A 24535-nucleotide genomic window follows, 5' to 3' on the forward strand; every position below is an offset into this window, starting at 1 on the left:
TTGTACGGCAAACTCGGCGTTTCCGATCCGGACGCCGCCGTTACCGAGGCTCGCTGGTGGCACCTGCTCGACGAGGAGGCCATTGCCGAAGCCCGCCGGCAGCGTGAATTCGGCGCGGCCCAGGACCGGCCCGAATCCCCGGGCGCCGTCACCACCGCGGCGCAGGACACCGCCACCACAGCGATCCACCGCTCTCCATCGGACGACTCGGGGCTCACCCCGCTCGCCGACCTCACCGACCGGCTCGATCGCAACGATCTGCTCACCGACAATCCAAATCAGCTGTCCGACACCACCGCTACCGCTGCCGACCGCGCGCCGTGGTCGCCGTCGTTCGGCAATCTGACGGAACCACAGCAAAAGGCGCTCACCCGTGTCGGCAAGGGCTACAGCATCTCCCGGACCGGGAAAGCTCTGGGAATTGCAGCTCCGTCGGTGAATCAAAGGCTCGGGGCGGTGCGTGAAACATTTGGCGAAAGGACTACTGCCGGGGTATTGGAGAAGGTCGGCACCGATCCCGAATTTATTGATGCGATGAAGGATGTGCCACATCCGTCCGAGTATTTGTCCGACGATGAGAAGATCGTGCTCCGATATGTTGCCGGAGGCTACAGCATCGGGCAGATGAGCGGTATTCTAGGAAAAAGCGGGCCTTGGATCTGGGGCCAGGTCAAAGAGTTGGGCCGGGTATTCGAGGTCGACTTCGGCACGAACACCGACTGGGAGACGTCCGTTGCGACCCTGAAAGAACGTGCCCAGAGGTTGGGGGTGCTGACCGCCACGGCTCTGCAGGAGGCGATGGCACCGCCGCCCGCGACGGTCTCCGATGGGCAGAGCGCCCGCGGGCACGAAGCAGCGACCGATCGCGGGCCCAGGGCTGCGGTGGTGCCGTTCGGCCGGCTGGCGAAGCCGGTGAAAGAGGCGCTCGCCTATGCCGGCAAAGGTTACAGCAGGTCGCGGACCATGAGGGCGCTGGAGATCAGCGATTCGACCGTCAAGGAAAGGCTCAGGAAGGCACGTGAGGGACTTGGAGAAGAGACTACTGCCGGGGTATTGAAAAAGGTCGGTACCGACCCGGACTTTATCGACGAGATGAAGGAAGTGCCGCATCCATCGGATCATTTATCCGAGGATGAGAAGATTATTTTACCCTATCTTGCCGCAGGTTATACCGTCGAGCAGATCGATGAAATTTTCAGGCAGCGTAAGAACTGGTCCAGGCCGTATATCAAAGAACTGGGTGAGATATTCGAGGTCGGATTCGGCGCCGATGCGGATTGGAAGGTTTCCGCCGCGGCCCTGCAAGAACGCGTCCTGGAACTCGGGGTTCTGTCCGCCGCCGCATTGGACGCGATAGCGGCGCCGTCGCCGTCGCCCGCGACGGCCACGCTTTCGCTGTCGTCGAATCAGCGAAACATCTTCGAGCACTACGCCGCTGGTTACACACGTCCGGAAATCGCGGCGGAGCTCGGGTTCGAGCCGACAACCGTGGCCGGGAATCTGCTGGCTGTCGGCAAACGTTTCGGAATTGCGATCGATAGTTTCCGAGTGGATCCGCATCGGGCGGAGCGGCTGCTGGCGCCGGTCATGCCATTCTTGCGGCCCGAGCGGATCGCGCGGTTGCGGAGCCGGCGCGAAGCTGGTGATGCCGGCTCCACTGCGGGACCGGCCCCGACCGAGAGTAGCAGTCGACACCATCCCCTCAGGGGTGGCGCCGCTCAGCACAGCGCTGCGGCCGCACTTCCCTCGCGCATCGGGGATATTCCGGCGCCCGGTGGTGGGGTGTGGGAATCGCAGACAGGTGACGGCAATTGCATGTTCCATGCCGTCGCCCGGGTACTCGGCATGAACGACGCCGACGCGCATCTGGATCTACGCGCCCACGCTGTGGAAGCCGCGTACCACAACCGGGCCGGCGCGATCGACGAATTCATGCCTGCCGGCCCACCGGGTCATTTCATGCCCGGGGAACCGCCCACCGACTTCCTGCCCGGCAGCCCGGACGCCGAGCGCCGCGACGCGTACCAGCAGCAGCGTCACGGCATTTATCGGGAGCTTCGTGACGCCGCTTTCACCGGCCAGCTCGAAAACCTGCTGCTGGACGGCCGGTATGCCGATCCTGCCGCCGAATTCCTGCTGCCCGCGGCGGCTCGCACGCTCGGGCTCGACCTGGACATCCGCCACCCCGACGGCACCGCCCACCACCTCCAGTACGGCGCTTCCGGCACCCCCACTTACACGCTGTTCCGTGACAATATCGGCGGCGGTCACTACCACGTCGCCGTTCACACCGACGGTCGGCCTATTGCCAACTATTTCGCCCTGACCGAGCTGGAACAGGAATTGTTCAGCGACGCGGAGTGGCTGGAGAGGTCGTCGAGTGCGGATCCGTATGGGAGCCGGCGCGGATTCGACTCGACGGCGCCCGAAAGTCCGACGGTTGGTCAGGTCAGCACTATTCAGCCGACGCAGAACACCGTGCTGATAGGCGCGGACGGCCGGGCCGTGGTGATCGGGCCGGGGGAGCCGGTGGTGCTGGAGCGGATACCGGGGGCGAGTGGTGCGGCGGCCCGGTATTCGATTCGGCTGCCGTCGGATCCGGCCGCGGTGCGCTATCCCATGCCTGCCGGGCTGGTGCGTTTCTTCAGCTGGAGCCCGACAGCGGACGGTGCGAGAGTCGGTGTGCTGCAACGTGATCAGTACGGTCGGGCGCCGACCGGGTTGATGTTCGCGATACCCGGCGGGCCGTCGGGTGTGCTGGGGTTCGCCAATCCGGTGCCGACTCGTCCGGCCGATGGTGGCGGTCTGCGTTACGAGATGATGGGCTCGGACTTCGTGATCCCCCCGCACGCGGTGCGGGCGCTGGGCATGCACGAGCCCACGGCGATGAGAATGCATGCGGGCCCGGTGTTTTCGCAGGTCGACTCCAGTCCGGCGCCGCGGCGGTCCGATGTCCGGCCCGGGACTCGCAGGGACCATCAGGAGCTGATCGACCAATTGGCCGAGACCGCCGAGCGGGATCCGCAGGGGCTGGTGGACATGTTCCACGAATACCGCGACGGCACGGTCGGGGTGCGGTTCTTCGTCAATGGCAAGCCACATTGGGTGGCGCTCGACCGGAGCCTGCTGCACGACGAGTCGGGATCACCGATGCACGTGGGGCATTCCGACGGCGAGCCGATGTGGGCGGCGTTGCTACAGAAGGCGTATTCGCTGCTGCGATTCGAGATCCCTTTCGATGCAACAGTATCGGTGCGTCCCTTCGGCATACCGCTGGACCCGCGTTCGGTGCCGATAGCTCCCATGCCGCGGTCGACGGTCGATGCGCCCTCGGACCGGTTGGGCATCGTGGACCGCAGCGGAAGGCTGCTGAGCCTGCGGCCCGGGGATCGGCTGTCCGGCACTGACGAGCCGGGCGGCCCGAATTTCATTTCGGTGCGGGTCGGTGACGATCCGGTGGCGCCGAGCTATTCGGTGCACCGTGAGCTCTTGTCGGAGATGACCGCGTCCGGTCTCGGCAGTGACGGTAGATATCACTGGCAGGTGCCGGATCAGGATTCGCGCGTCCAGGGGTTGCGGTGGATGCGCAACGACGCCCCGTGGCATCTGCCACCCGGTAAATCGACGTCCGTGGGCGTCGGCCCGCAAGGTACGTTTGTGATCGACGGGCACGCCCGGGTATCCGAAGCGGCATTGCGCGAATTGGGGCGCACGATACTGCGGCCGACGGGTCCGGTGTTCCACAGTTCGCCCGAGGGCGAACTACGGCCGGTGGCACGGGATGCGGCGCAGGGCAAGCTCGGAGATTGCCACCTCATCGCGCCGTTGCAGGATATCGCCGACAACAATATGCGGCAGATCCTGGATATGACGTACGAATATCGCGACGGCACCGTGTTCGTGCGGACTTTCGACCGGGACCGTGTGCCGCGCTGGGTGCGGTTGGCCAGGGATTTGTGGGCCGACGCCGATGGCAAGCCGATCTATGCCGCGCACGACGAGGATCATGCGTTGTGGGCGGCGCTCGTGGAGAAGGCCTTCGCGACGGTGAAGGGCGGCGACTTCGAAAAGATCAGGGCCGGCTGGCCGGTAATCAATATGTCGGAGCTGCTGCCGCCGTATGAGGTCGGCGGTTCTGGTTCCATCCATCAGCCGGTACGCAGCGTCGAACTGGTGACTTTCCTGCATCCGATGCGGTTCGGGGTCGATACCCTGCACGATCTGGTCTCCGAGCAGCTGGGTGCGGAGGCCGACTGGGGGTTCGCGCAGCGTCTCGGAGAGTTGGAGCCGCAGTGGCAGAACGAGTGGTCCCAGAATCATGAAGTCTCCGAATCCGAGAGATTCGGGAGCTTCCTCCAGGGGCATCTGAACGATGCCGAGCGGAGCCGGTGGTCGGCCGAATTAGATGCGGTGCTGAGTTACCTGGCCGACGCCTATGACCCCGGTAAACTCTTTACCAGCAGGGTGGCCGGAAGGCATATCGCTGACTTTATCGGGTTCCTGCGTGAGCGCGGTGACACCATCATTCTAGGCACGGCTAGTTTCGGCGAGAATTCGGAGAACACCACTCGATATCCGGGACTCGTGGGTAGCCATGCATATCCGAAGGTGGACGTGCAGTCCGGCGACGACGGCCGAATCATCCTGCGGTTGGGTAACCCCTGGGGCACCAACCCGGTCGTGGCGAAGACCGTCAAGGGCGTCACCTACGGCGAGAACGGTGAGCTGAGCATCGATATCGGGCATCTGAGCAAGTTCGCCCACATGCACATCCGCGGCACCGGTGTGAGATTCGCTCTCGGAGACTGGGATTCGGAGCGGCCCGCCGCATGGAACCTGGTACGTACGCAACCGCCGGGCACCACGGCGCTCGCAGGCCAGATTGTGCCGCAGACCGAGGTGGCGCCTGCCGACAATATCGAGCTGACCGAATTGCCAGCTGAATCGACGCCCACGGCGCCGGTGCCCGCGGCGAACACTCAGCACGCACCACGCCCCGCCGTCCCCGACATCGTGATCACACCGCCCGAGCCGAATTACATTGTCCGGGAACTCGGTTCGAGGCATAACGGCCTCCAACCGGATGTCGAGGTCATGTCGATTCCGGAAGAGACGGCGCGGCGGCTGGTCGAGCAGGTTTACCGATATGTCATGGACAAAGCGGGCCCCGAAAACAGGTCCGCGATGGATACGGTGAACCGGATGGGCAGGCAGGCCTACGCCTATGTGGCGGGCTCCGATGGTCCGGAGGCGAAACTCCGCGTCGAGATCGAGCAGATGCTGACCTCCCGCTTCGTCAGGGCCGAGTATTCGCGTCTGTTCACCGCGTCGGGGGTGCCGCTGAGCTTTACCTACAATGGTCACGCTTACCCGATTTCGCTACGCATGAGTCTGCACGATCCCCAGCCGGTGGTGCAGCAACTCGTACCCGAGGGTGAACACGGCGAACCGCAGAGCGTCCCGCCCGCAGCCTATTTCCGCTATTCGCGCGGTTTGGCCCAGATCAGCAATCATGCCAGCGAGCACAACCTGCGGTCTGTCGCGGGCTCCTATGGAACTAAAAAGCCGATGAACACCAGTGGGCTGCGTAGTGTGGATTTCACACCGCAGGGTTCGACCATATACGGTCAGTCGTCCACCAACATTACAGCGTTTATAGCGCTCGAAGCTTCCTACAAAAAGTCCAGCAAGGGCCCGTCGGTACTGTTCCATTATGGAATTCGGTTTCAGATCAGCGACAACGAGAGCCCGGATGGACTGCCTTCGGTAGACCCGGCGGACAAGGTCTGGCGCGATCTCGAGGAGGACGTGTCGGAACGGCTTCCGGTCATGGTCCCGAAGTTCCTGGCCGACAGCACCGAAACGCCGCGGGTCGACCCGAAGAATCGCGCCACCATCCCTCCATCGTTCCATCCCGATAAGGACGACGAGGTTCCCTCCTTGCAAGAGCACCCCCAATTCGCGCCGCTGAGCATTCCGAACCACGATCGAATTCTCCTCGATGCCGTAGCCGGCTACCGGACCCTTCTCGCCGGCATCTCCAAACGTTCCGCCCGCACGTTTGTGGATTTCTTCAAGGAAGAAAATATTATCGGCAACATACCGCTGATGCGGCGCGGCGGTGCGTGGATTTCCCCGTCCTGGAAAACCGAGTCGAAAGAATCGCTGGGCTTCTTCCTGATCCAGGCCGACTTCGAGGGCGGTGAGGAGCTCACCGGTCCCATACACGAAAAATTCGGCCTGGAAACCTATACGAAGCGGGAATTGGGGGTGCAAGGGAGGTCGAGGATCACCGATGAACTCGGTTTTCACCCAGCGGTCAGCGCCACCTTCGGCGCCGGCGATGCCTTCGAGGACACCGGGTATCCGCGCCGAGGCGGCCAGATCACCGGCCGTGGCGGAGCATCTCATCAGACCACGCAGTCCCTGGGCTACGGCAGAAAATCCCACACGGCCCGCTCGCTGCGTCTACATGACGACCTGCTGCACACCACACCCCGCATGAAACTCCGTATCACCCTGATCCGCGACGGCGAAAGATTCGGGCCGGAAGAGGGGACACCGCTGGCCAACGAACGGAATTCATATCCGGTCAATATGCTGGTGCCGTCGAAGGAGGCCCTCGGCTACAAACCGAAACCGGATCAGGTTCGGTACCTGCCCACGAACGTCCTGCATCTGCGGCAACTCGGCCTCGACACCACCCCGACCGGGGTCATCGGCACCGACCCGCTCTTCGATGTGGCCGAGAAGTTCCTGTCCGACCACGGTTTCTTCTCGAGCAAACACGATGACCCGGACGCGCTGGACATGATCGACCGTAAGCAGGAACTCGCGGATGCGCGCGACAACAATATCGGCGCATTCGAGCGGATGCGTTCACAGTTCGACTTGAGTTCGGCGCTACAGGAGATGAGCGATGGCGAAGTAGACGAGACGACGGGGAAGATCGAAGGAGGTTCTATCACCTGGTTCGAAAAGCCCAACCGGTTCGGTACCGAGAAGATTTCGGTCCAGCTCGTCGCGAAAAGGCACTGCGATTCGGAGGACGATCCACACGAGGGATCCAGGCACGATTGGACGTATCCCAAGGGTCAGACCCAGAATGTGGCGGGCATCGTCCTGTCCGGTGGTACGCAGTCCGGCAGGAATTCGGTGTGGGTCAATCCGAGTGGCGGTGGCAATGCCGCGTTCAACAACCCGTTCGACGTGCCGGGCAGTGAACTGATCGCGGGTGTTACCCCGAGCTACGTTCATTCGTACCATCGAGCGTCGGATAAATCATTCGGTTTCGAGACCGGCGGGACCAATATGATCATCAGCTCCGCCGACGAAGGGACGCAGACCTTCTCGGTTCCCGTCAAATATTGGATGAAGATCACCTACGATCACGGCGACGATTCGGAGCTGGAGAGCACCGCCGGCTACGTTCGGCTGAATCTCCCCACCTATCGCACGCTGGCCGAGAAGCCAGCCGACTCGTCCGCGCCGCCGCCGGCCACCATTCGCGAAGTCACGCCCGAGGACATCAAACAGCTCACCGACCCGGATTGGGTAATTCCCGAGCAGGCCATCGTCGTCGACGGCGGAACCAGCACGAGAGTACGCCGGGCCACCCTCGCACTCATCGACGGAACCGCGTCCGACCTCACAAATCCCCATACCGGCACCGAGGGGTCTCGCCCGGACGTCGAGGGTGCCCGGGAAGAGGCCGGGCATCCCCGCCAGGAGACCGAGGATTCTCGCCCGGAGGCTGACGGTACGATTCCCGGCGCGTTCCCCGACGCGGAACCCGTGCTGCCGCGCTGGAACACACCCCCGGCAGTGCCGCCGCAGCAGACCGAGCCACAGCCGTCGGATACGCCGATGCCGGATCCGCCCACCCTCGTCGTGACGGATCCATCCGGTGTGCTGCACAGCGCACACATCGATACCGAATTCGACTTCACACCTGCTCCGCGGACGATTCCCGGCGAATTCCCCACCGACCCTGAGGAGCAGGAACAGGAACAGGAGCCGGAGGCGGCGGCCCGGCCGGTCGGCCCGCGCCGAACCGATACGTGGGCCTCCGACGCCCCCACCATCGTCGTGACGGATCCATCCGGTGTGCTGCACGATGCGCCCGCTGACCCCGCACCAGGCCCGGAACCCGAGATCGGCTGGGTCGAGTGGGGGCTGGACAAGCTCACCGCCGGCGGCCAATGGTTGTGGGAACATTCCTTCGGGGAGCCCGTGACGAACCCGGAGTCGCTGTCCTATCAAGTCATTCACACTGCCTTGTCGTCGCACGCCATGCTGGCTTCGCTGGTGCAGACTTCCCGGCAATCCGACGACATCCAGGGTATCGGCACCGCCGGCGTCATCGCCGGTACCGATTACAACATCCGTCTCGATTCCTATTTCCGGAACGTGAAGGTGCTGCCGGTAACGGTGAATATCAACTCCGAGAACTGGGTCCCCTCCAGCAACAACGCGGCCCAGAGCAATGCCACCGCGCACAGCGATCTGCTCGGCATCAGCCTGACCCAACGCGTGGGCAACAAGGCCGACTTCAGCTACATCCCCGGCGAGACCTTCCAGCACACCTATTCCAGGTCACAACATTCCAGTTCCGTCGAGACGATCGGCAGCAATCGGGTCACCACGAACTCGGGAACCCCGGCCTATGAGTTCACCGCGGACGTGGTTCGTGTCGTCACCGTCGAGAGCGGCACCCAGCACTTCGTCATCAGTGTGGCGAAGGATCTCACCAAGAGTGCGGCGAGGGAATTTACCGCGCTGGTGGAGCGCCTCGGCGGCAAGGTGCTGGGTCGACCACGCGAGGCGCCTGGTGAATTGGACGAGATGCCGGGTGAACTCGGTGATGTGCGGGGTGAATCCGGCAGTGGCAACAACCTCGTCGTCATCAGTATGGCCAAGGAACTCACCAAGAGTGCGGTGCGGGAATTTACCGCGCTGGTGGAGCGCCTCGGCGGCAAGGTGCTGGGTGAACCCGGCAAGGTGGCGGGAGAACCCCACAGTGGTAACAGCCTCGCCGTCGAGGAATCCGGCGTGGTGCGATTCCTGTTGTACGACAAGGATTTACATCTGCATCCCGAACTGGCCCGACTCGTCGAGGCCGCCGGGCACAAAATCCCCAAGCGGAAGAAAGCCGACCTGTTCCCGCCCAGCGCTTACGTTCAGAGCGGCGGCGCTATTTCCCTCGGCACCGTGCTCGCCGCCAACCTCGAGGGCGGCCGCAACGCTTTCCGGAAGCAGGCCATGGACCTCGTGGAGTCGGTGACGCCCCGTTTCGCGACTCCCGGGTCGCCCGAACTTTTCCGCGGGGTGCTGGAGCAGATCGAGAAACACACGTCCACTTTCGGTGTGCGTACCCTGCCGAATGCCGGGCCCGGCGGCAGCGCATTCTATTACGACGACTGGTCGCCCTTGCTCGGTCCACGCCGGGTCACAGTGACATTCAGCGCGATTCCCCATCCCAAGGCGAATCTCGGCAAGATTCGTGGCTGGCGAGCCCCCAAGGGCGTCGCGATCGAGAACACCTTCCTGGTCACCTCGGCCGACGGCAATGCGCACGGTGGCCGCGTCACGGCGGTGAGCACGAGTCGTGGCGGAGACGACCAGTGGAGCTTCAACCCCAGCTTTCAGATCAACGGTGTACGCCCCACTGTCAGCCTCGCCAGGCGGGGTGCCGGCACCGCCACCGAAACCCACGACTCCCAGCGCGATGACGACACGTGGATGCGCGGCGAGGACACCGCCTTCTTCGGCCTTCCGTACCTGTACAGGGTCACGGTCAGCTGGCAGCGCTTGAACATGTCGCAGGCGACGTACCTGTTGAATCTCGCCCGATACACGGGTGGGGTCCTGGTGGGATCCGTGGTGGGAGCCCTGCTGGGAAAGGATATTTCAGGGTTGTGGCGACAGTCCCACACCGAATCGCGGACCGTGAACTCCACGAACTTCATCCAGTTCCACGCCGCCGACACGAGATCCGCCGCCGACAACGCCGCCGCCACCCGCGTCGCGCCCGCCGTCTACAGGTCCGATCCGTCGGTCCGGCGCCCGGCTCCGCCCGCGGGCAGCGTGGCCATCGAGATGGAGGTACCGCGCGACGTTCGCAATCTGCTGATGGAGCCCTGGGTGCCGACGAGGCCCATCCAGGTCTACTGGTTCGATGGTTTCGAGCGCCTCGGCCGGGCGCTGCGTGCGGTCGCACCGGGCATCGAGGCGAGCAGCCGGAACCATTCCTTCGAGACCATGCTTCTCGCCCTGAACACGCTGGCCCAGCGAAAGCGATCGAAGGTGCTCGGCCCGGCATCGATTTCGGCGTTCCTCAACAGTGTCGACGCGTCGACCGGCAACCTGCCGACGCCCGTGCCGCACGCTGGCGGCCGGAAGGTCACCGGCGTCACCGCCGAGGCGACCTTCTACTCGCTCGAGATCGAAAACACGACCGACAAACTCGCAAATGATGGCTTGCTGGTTTCGGCCGACAATTTCAAGGTCGAGGCTGACCTCACCGTCACCTTCATGCCCACCCTCGGCGTGAGTATCCCGACCGTTTCGGACGCCAGTAACCGTGGCGCACCGTCCGGCTGGCCCCTGGGCGGCGGTGCCGGGGGCTACGGGTCGGGCCGGAGTACAGGCAGCCAGCGCCGTAACCTCATGCGCTACGGCCCGGGCGGGGACAACCATCGCGTCTGGACCATCATGCTGATCAAGCTGATCGGGCCCAAGGGCACGCTCTGGGTGCTCGGCAACGCCCTCGCGCGCACCACCGATACGTTGGTGAAACCCATTGTCGCCAGCACGGATTCAACAGCTACCGACAACATCGCACCCGAACCGCAGCCAGCCATTGAAAAGCCGCGGCGGAAGCGGCGTACCAAAAAGTCTCAGCCGGAGCGGAGCATGGAGGAGTCTCAGGCGAAGCGGAGTACCGAGGAGTCTCAGCCGGAGCGGAGTACCGAGGAGTCTCAGCCGAGACGGAGCACTGAGCAGACGCAGACGAAGCAGGGCGCCAAGGGGACTCAGCAGGAGCGGGGCGCTGACGAGACTCAGGCGAAGCAGAGCACCGAGGGGACTCAGCAGGAGCCGGGTGCCGAGGGGAGTAAGCAGGAGCCGGGTGGCAAGGGGACTGAGCCGAAGCAGAGTGCCAAGGAGACTCAGCTGAAGCAGGGTGTCGAGGAGACTGAGCAGGAGCCGGGCGCCGAGGAGAGTAAGCAGGAGCCGGGTGCCAAGGGGACTGAGCCGAAGCAGAGCGCCAAGGAGACTCAGCCGAAGCAGGGTGCCGAGGAGTCTCAGAAGAAGCAGAGCGCCAAGGAAGCTCAGCCGGAGCGGGGTGTCGAGGGGACTCAGCCGGAGCAGGGCGGTAAGCAATCTCAGCCGGAGCGGGCTGCTGAGGGGACTCAGCAGGAGCAGGGCGGCAAGCAATCTCAGCCGACACACGGTATCGACGGGACTCAGGTGGAGCAGAGCACCGATGCCGACGCCGAACATGATGTCGCACTTGACAACTCGGTCGAGCAGGCAGGACAGGATGAGACGCCTGCCGGTGAGCGGCGAACCCCCGGGGAAGCGCTGTCCGAAACCGAGCGCCAGGTCCCGGCGACGCTCGAGCCGATCACCGAACTCGATGCGGCACTTGACTATTGGATGGCCCGGGCCGACGAACTCCGGATCGGGCCCGGATACGACATGCAGTCCGACGGAAGGACCCCCCAGGACTACTCCGGGCACGGGCGGCCGTTCGTCGAGACATCCCTCAGGACAGGCCGTCCCGAGATCGATGACCGGTCGTGGTGGTCCGCACCCCTCGACCACGACTGCATGTTCCATGTTCTGCATGCAATCCTGTTCCCCGGCCGGATCTATTCGGGTGTGGAACTGGCCCGCCGCATTCAGGGACTGCGGATCGGGGTCACCGACAGAATGCACGAGCAGTTCGACACCATGTCGCGCCTCTACGTAACGGAAGAGGATATCGACAGTCTCCGAAACCTCGGCGTATATGAACACAATCCGGCGGCCGATTTTGTCATGTATATAGCGGCGGGATTGTTCGATCGGCCGCTCACGGTGTACTCCGCGACACCGCAAGGGATCGTAACTTCCGAGTTCGAGGCGGTTACCAACCGCCATCCGCCCAGTGCGGTTTTCGTCACCGGCCAGCATTACTACCTGGCGAAAGATATCGAAACAGTCGAGGCGCCAGGCTCTCCGGACCTTTCGGTCACGGCCGAGGAGACGCCGGTTCCGGCGCTCGAGACGCCGGGTTCGTCCGAACGTTCGCCCTTCAGCGGGCGGCCGGCGGGAACGCCGGTGACGCACCGGCCGGGCGTGCCGCCCACGACGCACCGGCCGGGCGTGCCGCCCACGACGCACCGGCCGGGCGTGCCGCCCACGACGCACCGGCCGGGTTCGGTGGTGGCCCGGGTAACCGGGGAATTCGAGGTCCTGTTCGAACAGCCACTCACGCTGGACCAGCTGTACACCGTGCTACAGCCGGAATGGCCGGACCTGTCGTTCGATGACCTGTGGGAATTGCGGGCGCATACCTATGAACTCAGTGGGCTGGAACCCCCCACCGTGTCGCGCGAAAACCTGGATGCCTTCCTGCACGCCGTCTGGGGCAATCGTGATGCGATTCGGAACGCGAACAGTCTCTACAACACCTATTACCTCGGCGTCGGAGCGGGGGAGCGGCCCGAGGATCCGCGCGGCTTCATCGATGAGATGGCGCGGATTCTCTCGCAACGCGCGTCCGGGTCGGCCCGGAGGGCTTCCATGGGCGAGGCCGGTGCGCTCATTCCGCGCAAAGCCGCCGCGCTGGCGCCCGAAGACGTCCCGGTCGTGCGTTTTGCCCGGGAATACGAGCCTGGCGATGTGCCCGATGACAACGCGCTCGAGATCTACGTGAATACCTCCGGTAACGCACGGTCCACGGTGACCGCCCACCTCGTGCGCGAGGTCCTCGACGACCCCGTTCGCTTCCCGGGAGTCGGCGAGGTAACGGTGTTCGGGCCGTTGGAATCCCGGGTGGACGGCATCGTGGTCCACGTCAGCGATCTGGACGCGGTGCGGCGGGTGACCGCGTGGCTGCGGGAGTTCCGGGACGGTCACGCCGATATGTTCCATTGGGACGTGCCGACCGGGTCCGAGCAGGTACTGGCCGGTGTCGGCTTCGGCGCCGCGACGCCACGGGACGGTTTCGGGATGAGCCGGGCCAACGGGATATTCGCGGCGCTCGACCTCCATCGCGGCGGTACGTTCGAGGACTTCCGGTCCGAGGTGCGGAATCAGTTCGGTGCGCGCGGTGTCGACCCGGAGCAGGTGCATCTGAATCTGCCTGCGTCCCAGACGGATACGCGGCAACCGGGCATGGAGCCCGTCATGCCGGGTACTGAGCAGCGGATCGGCGACGAGCACCAACAGCAGGGTGCCGAGCCTGCCACACCGGGCACGGAACAGCCGATCGGCGACGAGCACCAACAGCAGAGTGCCGAACCAGCCACACCGGGCATGGAACAGCGGATCAGCGACGAGCAGCGGTCCGCGGACCCGAGTGAACAACTTCAACCTCCGGATGCGGAGACCGCCGGCCACGTCCGCGCGGAGAAATTGCAGCAAGAAATGCTGACCGCTCTGGTGCAAGAGCAGGTCGGCGAGACGTCGCGCGACGGTGCGGCACACCAGGACCTTGCGAGCGACGCACCCAGGGGGCCACCCTCGATTACCGCCCGGCCGCCTTCACCCACAGACTCCGTCTATTCCGCCGACACTGTCGATTCCACCGGTACCGTCCGGCACGCGCCGCTGGCAGGATCTGAGTCCGCCGACACTGTCGATTCCACCGGTACCGTCCGGCACGCGCCGCTGGCAGGATCTGAGTCCGCGGGCTCCGTCGATTCCACCGGCACCGTTCGCTACGCACCAGTGCCCGGACCCGAGGCGGCCGACAACACCGAAACCGAGCACTCAACCACGTCGTCACGGCCGCGGACACCGACCGACGATTTGGACCTCGTCCGACGCCAGCGCGCCGCCGAGTGGCTGTCCGACCTGTTCAGCCCGCTCGAGCCTCCGCAGGGACTCCGCCGGACCACTTCGCTTCCCGATCGCTTCCCGTCGCCACGCACCTCCGACGGGTCGCTCGACAGCATCGATCCGGACCGGTCCCAACAATCCGTCGAGCCACCTCTGCACGAACCTGAGCGGACCGAAGGTGAGCACACCTCTTCACCCGGTCCGGGAATTCCGCTGCGGTTGGCGGACATTCGGTCCGCACTGCGCATCGACGACGATTCGGCGCACGGCAGCGACGACGCCTCGGTTCACAGCGCTGACGACGAGTCGGTGTACAGCGTCGACGACGGCAGCTCGGCCCAAAGCGCTGACGACGATGCGTGGGTTTACAGCACCGACCCGGATCGCACCACGCAATCCCAGGAGTCTGGCTTGCGTGGATCCGAGCAGATCGGGGACGTACGGACCTCCTCGATCGACCCGGCCATCCAGGAGCACACCGAGTCCGTGGCCGATACCGACGAGGGCGATTCGGCCGCCGGCGTCCACGACGAGGAACCACAGCGGGAGACCGAACAAACAGAAGGCACCGCGCCGGAAGACTACGGGACGTCCGGGGGCGAGCGGAAGTCCGGGACCGAACCGCTGAACCGGCCGCATGGTGCGTTCGTTCCCTTCACGATTCCGCCCCGGAACAGTTCGCTGCGGCCAGTGAGCGCGGCCGAGACTTCCGAGCAGGCTCCGCTTCCCGAGAAGCCCATTGATATCCCCGGCCGCCACAAGTCCATTCCGGACCAGCGGGATCGGGATGATCCGTTCCGGCAGAACCGGTTTCCCGTCAGGAGCATGCACAACCGGGCAGACGGAACAGTTGTGCGCACCGGGCTGCCCGATACGTTCGATCTGTCGGTGCCGACCCCGGAAACGCAACGATTCCGGCCGAAGCGGCCGTCCGGCAGCCGGGAAACGCGGGCGCGGCCGCGCGGCGCGCGCCGGTCGGCGACCACGCAGGACTCCACGGCGCAGCAGGAACAAGGCGAAACATCGCGGGCGGCTTCGGAATTGGGTCCGGGCGAGATGAGCCGTCTCCCCGAGATGGCCGAGATGATCCGGCAGCCGGGGCCGTTCGAGGACGTCTCCGACCTCGTCTACGATGCGCCCGGTCTCGGACACGCGGCACCCGGCGAGCAGATCGGCGACCACTCATACAGCGACGACGGCAGCACCATATGGCCTCAGTCTCGCAGTGGCACAACATCGTCCAGGGTTGAACGCCAGGATCCCGTTACCGAGGGAACTGACGGCAGTGTGGAGGTCCACCCCGGCGACACCGCGCAGGAACGACGTTCGCGGCGAGCGCGTGCGCTGCAACGCCTGCGGCGCTTCACCTCTCGTCTGCGCGGCCGCGGTGTACCCGGCGACGAGACGACCTCGCCGGACACGCAGCACATACCCGCCGCGTCGGCCGAGCACGCTCCAAGCCGTGGCATCCGGTCCGTGTTCCAGCGGTTCGCGCGCCAAACCGGCAGCAGCACAACAACTCCCACCGCGCACACGGTTGCCGCGCCAGATGGCGATGGCGGGACCGGTTCCCGTACGGGCGTCGGCCTCAACCGTGGTGTCGGTGTCGGTACGGGCGTCGGCCGCACCCGCGGTGGCGGTGCCGGCGCCGGTACAGCTGTCGGCCGCACCCGCGGCGCCGGTACGGCCGTTGCACCCGACCGTGGTGCCGGTGCCCACACTGCCGTTGCCCCTAACCGTGCAGCCGCTTCTGGTGCCCGCACAGCTGTCGCGCTTGGCCGCGGCGACGGCAGCAGCATCCACACGACCGTCTTCAGTCGGCCGTATGCGACAGCTCGCCGTGCCGAGCCCGACGACTACCAGTGCCTCGTCCGGGCGCTCACCGGAATCGGCAACAGGTTCGCGCGTCGCGGCATCACAAGCAATGCGATTCGACTCCGCGCGATCACGGGCCCCGAAACCGGCGGAAACACCCTGTGGCGTCGCGGGCGCGCGGCGCTGCCGGGCTATTCGAAGCGGCAAGCCGAGAAGGCCGCCGGCGGCAAGCTCCGCGGATACGCCGGCGAGGACCAAATCGCCCAGCAGCTACAGCTTCTCGGCCCGGGCGCGCAGGCCCTGGTCGTCCACGCACACCCGGACGTCAACGCGAACGGTATTGGCGCACATGCTTATCGGATGGTCAACGATGATGGCATCATCGTCGTCCGCGACTACATACCCGACGCCGGCGGCCACACCAGCAGATGGCCCGGGCGCCGCGACTCCGCTGGCCTGTTCGCCGTTCTCTACACCCCGACCGGCGCCACGTCCCGCCCGATCCGCCTGGGCGTCGAACCGATTCGCGCGCTACTTCAGCGCGGTGTGCGGCGCCCAAGGCTCCCACGCGGCATCCGCATCGGTGCGCCATCCGACGACCAAGCCACCGCCCAGACCGATCCCGGCTACCCCGCCGCCGACGCCACCGATCCGACCACCCGCGACGAACTCGCACGCCGTATCCACCAGAACGCCCTCCCCACGGGCACGGAGATCCACCTCCCCGACAACACGACCGCCACCCTGCTGGCCAACGGCACGATCGGAGTCCACACACCGGCAGATCCGTCGGACACCGTCTACACGCACCAATTCCTCGCCCAGCTGAACGCTCTCGACATCTCCGATGTCACTGTCCACACCCCCACTCCTGGTCACTGGAGCGACGACTTTCATTCGCCTGTCACAGCCCTCATACATGCACTCGGTAAAGACCAGAAGCTGTACGACGACCTGGCCGATCACCTCGAACGGCACAGCGACTACTACAGCCGCCATATCACCAGCGATCAGCTCGAGGGCGAACTAACTTACGAAGCCGCGCGTCGCGAACAATTCCTGACCGACTACAACAACGGCTTCTTCGGACCCGAGGAGTTCCGCGATGAGGAAATCGGTGTCGAGCAGTTCCGCGACAACATCACCAGCGCACGCGCCCGTGAACTGGATAGGGAAATCCGCGAACTCCGTGCCGGCCGCACTACGGGCAGCCGTTCCACCAAATACCCCGGTCTTCCCGTCGTGTTCCACGCCGCTATCGATTACATCAATCCCAATCTCGTCATCATGCAACCCGGAGGCGCCCGGTACACCTTCATAAATAACCCTGCCGTTGGCACCACGGTCCATTACCTCCGTCAACGCCCCGACAGCGACACCTACGAACATGGGCGCACGTCCACCGATACCCCGTATACGGCAACAATTCCCGGCCCCAAACTCACTGCCCTGCAGAAAACTGTACTCGAGCACCTCGCCGCCGGGTATGAAACCCATGGTGCTATCGCCCGACAACTGCAACAAGGCAGCAGCGAGAAGTCGATAAAAGATGCGATGAGCGGCGGGAAGAACGGCGTATTCTTCAAGCTCGGAGTTTCCGACCGCGAGTCCGCCTTGGCCGAAGCTCGCCGGCTGCGCCTGATCGACGAGGATGCTGTAGTCGCAGCCAGTCAGCAGCGTCTACTCGCTGAAGCCGCCGCTGCCGCACACCCGGTACCTGTGGCTGTCAGGTTGAATGATATCGAGCGAAAGGTGCTCTTGGCTTTCCGGGCAGGCCGCACCACTAATGATGAGGCTATCCGCCATCTCGGCGAGCACGGATCTCCGCCCAGCCTGCCTGCGGTAAAGAAGGCAAGGCTCCTGCTGTTCAAGAAATTCGGAATCGGACCCGTGCGCGGGGTGTCTCCGAAAACCAGATGCGAGAACGTAGTAGCCAAGGCCCTCGAGTTGGCCGGCCAGGGCCTGCTCGACCAGGAAACCACCGCCGCACTCGCTACAGCGGCAGCGCTGGCCACCGGCGACGGCAGCGGGCACGCTCACACCACCGGTTCGGCCGGTACCTCGGGTGTTCGTCCCTCGCAGTGCGCGCCCGGCGCCATGCGTTATGTCGCTGCCAGACTCCCCGCCGCCCCGATTACTCCGCCGGCCGAGAATGCGGTCGGCCTCGGCGGAATGAGCGCCGAGGAGTTCAACCGTCATGCCGGTGCCAAGCTGCGAACCTTCTCCAGCCACGCCGAGATCGCGGACATACTCGGCCGATTCGGGGCTTACGCCTTGGTTGTCGATGCCCGCAGTGGTCCGGTCGACGAACATGGAATCGGCGCGCACACCACGGTTTTCGTGATGCACGACGGCGTTGTCGGCGGGTACGACCCGGAGACCGGACGCCACTATCCGCTCGCGGAACATCCCACCGACGGTCTCCGTGCGATCACCGCCATCATCTACGCCGCGGACGGCTCCGAGTACATCCCCACCGGTCGTGACGCCGACGGTGCCGAGGTCCTCGGCGACGTCGGCATCGGCGCGGATCGCCCGAGCGATGTCGAAAGCTCCGGCGCGCCGGCCGATGACGATGACACGGTTGATCCGCTGCGGCCGCCCGCTGGGTTCGATGATCCCGGCACGGTCGGGCGGTTGACGGAGCTGTTGCGGGAGCTGGGAATCCTGCCCGCATCGGAGGCGCCGACCGTGGCGCACGTCGATCGGTTGCTGGCCGATTTCCATGCCGGTGCGGCCAGTGCGGTGACTCCGTTGCATCACGCCCTGCTGCTCGATGTGCTCGAAAATCTCGAGGTCGGGGATGAGGCGCTCACGGCCGACCAGGTTCGTGCCGAGTATCAGCAGTTCCGCACCCGTACTGCCGCGACCCTCGGCGATCGGGCGGTGACGATCGGTGAGCTGCCTGCCGAGTTCGATCGGCTCACCGGCTCGGGGGCCGTGCTTCCGGCTCGGTTGCTCATCGCCGGTGCCGGGCGTGCGGGTCTGCGTGAGGTGAACGAGCGGATGGCGGCGGAGCTGCTGCCGAGATTGCGTGCTGCTGACGCGGCCTTGGTGCGCGAGATTCCGCGTGAGATGAATTTCGCCTGGTTCGGTGGCGAACTCAGTCCGACGGCACTGGCGAATATCAAGGCGTGGGTGCGGTCCGCAGGGGATTCGGACTGGACTTTCACGTTCTGGACCCAGGGTGGTTACGACAGGGTCCGCGCGCAGCTGGAGCAGGACCCGGAAATCCGGGCTGCCGCAGGCAAATTCGTGATCCGCGATGATTTGCGTGAGTTGGTCGCCGAGGTGGGCAGCAGGGAACTGGTTGCTATTTACGACTTCAGCTTGCAGACAGGGGCTTTCAATCTGGCCTCGGATATCGGCCGGTATGCGCTGCTGGTGTCGCGTGGTGGCGTGTACGCGGATGTGGACCTGGCTCCCGGCGCGGTGGAGCTGGCCGATCTCGAGCCGATGTTCCTGCACGAGGAGGACATTCCGGTGTTCGGTGTGCTGATTCGTGACAAAGAGGAACTGGAGCAGGAGCAGTTCGAGGGCTTGCCCGTCGCGGAGCGGTTGCGGCGCCTGGTCGAGCGCCGATACCAGAAGGGGATGCTGGGCAACCACTTCATTGTGGCGCCGCCCAATTCTCGGTATCTGGCGGACGTGATGACGGCGATCCCCGAGCGTTTCATCGGTCGGTACCAGGACGCCGACCGTGCCGCGTTGCAGGCCGACCGCACGGAGCTCGAGGAGATGTTGAGCAAGCTGGTCGAGGGCGAGCCGGCGGACACCGTGCTGGGGCGGGAGTACCGGAGCTTGCTGGAGTCGCTGCAGATCAATGGTATCGAGGCGATCCCTGATGCGATGCTGCGCCTGCATCGGCTGGCTACGCTGCGTGGGGTGCGGCCGCCGCGGCTGGCCCTGGCTGCTCTCAGTGTCAGTGGTCCGGTGCTGATGCAGCCCGACCAGGGAGAGGAGCTGGAGCACGGCTCGATCGGGAGCTACGCCCTCCGGGTTTTCGGGCTGGCGTCGCTGCCCGAGGAAGACCACACCCTCGCGATGAATCCAGCGATTCTGGCGGCTTTCACACCGCTGGCCTGGCTGACCGAGGAGAGCGAGGCGCAGCTCGACGGCCCGAGCATAATTATTATCCCGGGGTGGGCTCCGGTGCCGGTGCCGGTGACCGCCGCCCCCGTGTCAGCGACTGCCGCGGTGACGCCCGCGCTCACGCACGATGAGCGCCGGGAGGCGGCCCGGTTGCTGTTCACCGGCGAGTTGACCGGCCCGTTGGACATGGCACGGCAGCTGGGCCGCGGCGGGGTCGTCGCCTTGCGTGATGCGTTGTCGGCGATCGACGATCCGGTAGCACAGGTGGCGGCCGCGGCATTGACCCAGATCCTGCTTGCCGCCGATCCGGAGCAGGCATTCACCGAGTTGCGTGCTGTGCATTGGGCTCCGAGCCAAGCCCAGTTGCAGGCGCTGGCCGCGACCGGGCTGGTACCCGCCATGGTCGAGTCCACCGGCGATAGCCTGTTCGAATCGTTCGTTCTCGCCTCGGGCAGTGTGAAGGATTCTTCGACGGTGCGCGCTGAGGCCGTCGATCACATCGCGGCGCACCGGGAGGCTTTCTTCGCGCTCTACCATCCGGCGGGCGTCGCCGAGGGGGATCGGGCGGCGCGGTTCGAGGAGGACTTGGAGCAGTTGCGTGCCTCCGGTGCGTATCAGAACGACCTGGCCGATCTGTTGCCGCGGGCGATCATGGAATCACAGCACACCACGATCGCGATCCTCGATGACCGGTCGCTGGCGCCGATCGGCGATCCGGACACCGCGAGTGCGGTGCTGGTGCGCGTCGACGACGGGGGCGGCCACTATCACGCGGGCGTGCGCCCGGCGGTCGCCGATCCCAGCGAGCAGTCCGGCCTGCAGCACACCGAGCGCGAGCAGCAGCAGGCGTCGGCCCCCACCGCCCAGCGGTCCGGTCCGGCGTCGTGGCAGCCGATGGGTGAGGTCGATAATCCGCTGTTCTCGACCTTGGCCGCGCTGTTCGATGTCGAGTCCCCGCAGTCGATGCGGGCGATGTTGGCCGCCGAACTCGAGGAGCATCTCGAGCACTATCGGCAGACGATGCTGTCCGAGCGCGCGCGGGCCGAGTGGGCCACCGAGCGCACGCGCCGGCAGCGGTTCGACGCCGGCGCCGTCTCCGATGCGGAATTCGCCGCGGCGAACCAGGCCGCGGAAACCCGGCGGCGGGAAACCTTCGACGAGAATTTCCAGGAGCAGTCCACTGTCCGGCTGCGGCACGCGATCGCCGATCTGAACCACCCGCGACGCGATCTCGAACCGAATCCCATGCTGAGCACCGACCTGACACACCGGGAACTCCTGATCCTCGCGAGCCGCCGGTTCGGTGCCGACGTCGTGCTGGAACACCCCGCCGGGCCGCCGACCCGCACCGGGGAAGGCAACCAGCAGACCCACCACATCCGCCGGACCGCGCCCGGCCGCTACGAGATCGGGCGCAACACCGACGGATCGCTGTTCGAGACCTTGCGCGGGGATGACGTCCTGCCGCCGGATCAGGTCGGCCCCAGGGACGACATCGACGCCGAGCAGCTCGCGATTCGGGAGCTGACACCGGACGAGAACGAGGCACTGTTCGAGTACGCCGAGATCCAGCGGATCGTGCACAGCCGGTTCCGCTCGTTCTCGGGCATCGACGAGGATGAGGTCTTCCGCCTCGCCGAACGAATGAGACCGAACCTTCGCAGCGACCTCTCCAGCGCGGCGGAAGCACTCGGCACGACCCCGCTACAGGCCGTGGGATGGCAGGGCCAGGCCGACAACTTGGGGATGAGCGTGCGGGACGTCGCACATCAGGAGCTCGACACCCGCACGGATATGGAGTTGTTCGGGCTCGACGTCCCCGCACCGGAGGCGACCCCGGCCCGCGCGCAGACCCCCGACCTCCGGGAATTGACGGAGGCGGAGAGCCGGGCGCTGCGCGAATTCGCCAGGATCAGCAATGCGATATATACCGCGGACCCTTGGGACAGCGTGGAGTTCGCCCGGCAACTGCGGCCGGAATTACAGGATCATTTCGACAGCGCGGTAACAGCGCTTCGGGTGACTCCCGAATTGGCCCTCGATTTGCGGCTCGCGGCCGCCGACCGCCAGGACACCGAACCCGGTGTCCGAGTGGAGGACATCAGGCGCCGGATCACCGTGGCCCAGGAACAGCGGGAGGACGACACCGAGGCGCTCGCACCGGTCTGGGAGTCGTCACCGCAGGATGGGAACCATCTGCTGGAGGTGTTCGCACAGTCCACCGGCCACACGACGCCGGACCGGACACGTGCCACGCTCGCCCAGCGCATGGAAGCGCACCTCGAGGACTACGTCGACTTGCTCCCCTCCTTCACCCCTGCGGGGCGGAAAGAGCAGAGTATCGAGGAGTTCCGCCGCGCCCGGTCGGTGACCGAATTCGAGATGGATCGCCGGCGCCGCGCCCGTCGAGCCGGCGAACTCATTGCCAGCGGCGAACTCTCATTCGACGAGCATATGAGCAGGACCGCAGCGGAGAATGCGGCGGAAACGCACCGTCGTGCGCCATTCGAGGAATCCGTTCGGCAGTTCGATGAATCAGTTCGCCGACGTGCGATGGACCGGCTGGGGTACCTGCTCGACACCGTGCGCGACTCGCGCAGGCCCACGGACCATCTGATGAGTGCCGACCTGCTCCCCATCGTCGCCCGAGAACTTCAGCTCAATATCGTCGTATTGCACCCGGACGGACCGCGCGATGTCTATCACCATGGGGCGCCGGGCACGCCGTTCACTCTGTTGTTCACGTCTGCGGAACATCCGGAGCACCTGCATGCGGCCAGGACCGCCGACGGCACCCTACTCAGAATTCGCCCGGACCAGCTCGACGCCCCGGCCACGTACGAACCACCTTCCGGGCACGAGTGGCAACCGGCAGCGAACCCCCGGACCGAACGCCACGGCATCGGGCATCTCGACGAGCACGGTGTGCGCGTATTCGATTCGGCCGAGGCGGCCTCGAATTACGGCGTGACCGTGCTCGATCGCTGGCACGAACTCACCCCGCAACAGCGCCACGTGTCATGGGCCTACCGGACTTTGCCGGCTTTCAACGTGCTGCTGCGGGACGGCCGAGACAAGACGCAGGAGAATTTCGACCGACTGCGCGCCAGCACCGAATCCGTTGCGCTGCTGACCGAACTGGTCGGACCAGGTCGGCTGTCATTGACCGAGCTGATGGAGTATTACCGATCCGGAGAAGGGGCAGTAGACCAGAAAATCCACGATCCGGATCGCGCGAGTGCAATCTGGCGGACTATCGTCTCGATCGCCGAAAGCGACATTCCGGAGTTCGCACTGGCGCAGCTGGTCGGCGACCATCACAAGTACCGGGATGGGCTGCAACCACTCTTCGAACGCTTCCTCGGCACATCGCCACAAATCGACGCTCTCGAGCGCGGGATCGGCCTGTTCGATCAAGCAACTCGACGACCACTGCCGAACACCGAGCCGATCCGGGTCGTGCGGGGCCTGGTCAGCATCGACTTCATCCGGGACAACGCCGGAAACCGGATACCACTTCTCGCCGCGGACCCGTACAGGCTCGTGGGCACCGTGCAACAGGATCCCGGCTACCTGTCCACATCGGTCGGCCATGAGCTGACCGCCATGGGGGAAGGCCGTTTCGGCTACCAACTGAATCTGACGGTGCCGCCCGGCGCCGAGGGCCTGTGGATCGGGCGACTCGACAACGAACTCGTGTTCGCGCGCGGCACTCGGTACCGCATCACCAGGGTGACCCGAGACGACGCGAACGACACGGTCATCATCGACGCCGAGATCCAGCTACCGGAACCGGACGCCGGCGACCGCACACCCGGCCATCCGGTCGCACCCCCGGCGGAACACCAAACTCCCACCGCCACACCATCCATCGGCTCCGGCGCACCGGGCGCGGACGGCTCCGAGTACATCCCCGCCGGTCGTGACGCCGACGGTGCCGAGGCCCTCGGCGATGTCGGAATCGGCGCGGACCGCCCGAGCGGCGACGACAGCTCCGGCTCGCCCTTGCGGCCGCCCGCCGGGCTCGGCACGTCGGACACCTGGTGGGGTGATGTCGGTGAAACCTGGTGGAACAACCTGCATTTCGACGATCTCTCGGATGCCGAACAGCTGCGTCTGCTGACCGAATTCCCCGCTCTGCGCACCACCGCCCCGATGGGCATCCAAGACAAACTCAACGAGAGACTGTTCGAACTCGAGGTGGCCCGGCTCGAAGGCCTTGCGGACGACAACGGCGACCTCCCACCGGAGGTGGTGCGGCAGCTGAACGAGCTGGATTCGCCCTACACCCATCCGGGGACCGGCCGAACCTGGTGGGACAACCTGCTCATATCCAAGTGGTTCAACCAAGAACAGCTCGGCCTGCTCGAGAAGTTCCCCGCCTTGCGCAACGGTGAAGTACTCCCGGCCTCGATCCGGAGCAGCCGGAACATCCGGTACCTCCTGCTGAAGAAGCTCTGGTTCGCGGAGAACGCCGATGAACCCGATGACGAGCTGCCACCGCACCTGCTGCAACGGCGGCACAACCTGGACATCCCCCGCACTCTCCTGCGCGCCGCCGTCAGAAACGCGGAGGTGG

At 65.4% G+C, this 24535-nt stretch carries 1 protein-coding gene (only partly in view); it reads left to right on the forward strand.

Translation table 11 applies throughout. The annotated features are described in order from the left end of the window. Positions 1-24535, forward strand: the beginning of a protein-coding gene (locus tag ABZW16_RS06765; protein WP_354952979.1) for an ADP-ribosyltransferase. 26762 nt of this gene lie beyond the right edge of the window; 24535 of the gene's 51297 nt are visible here — the first part of the coding sequence; the start codon lies at positions 1-3; its stop codon lies off the right edge, out of view.

The organism is Nocardia sp. NPDC004604 (assembly GCF_040609795.1).
Taxonomy (GTDB): Bacteria; Actinomycetota; Actinomycetes; order Mycobacteriales; family Mycobacteriaceae; genus Nocardia.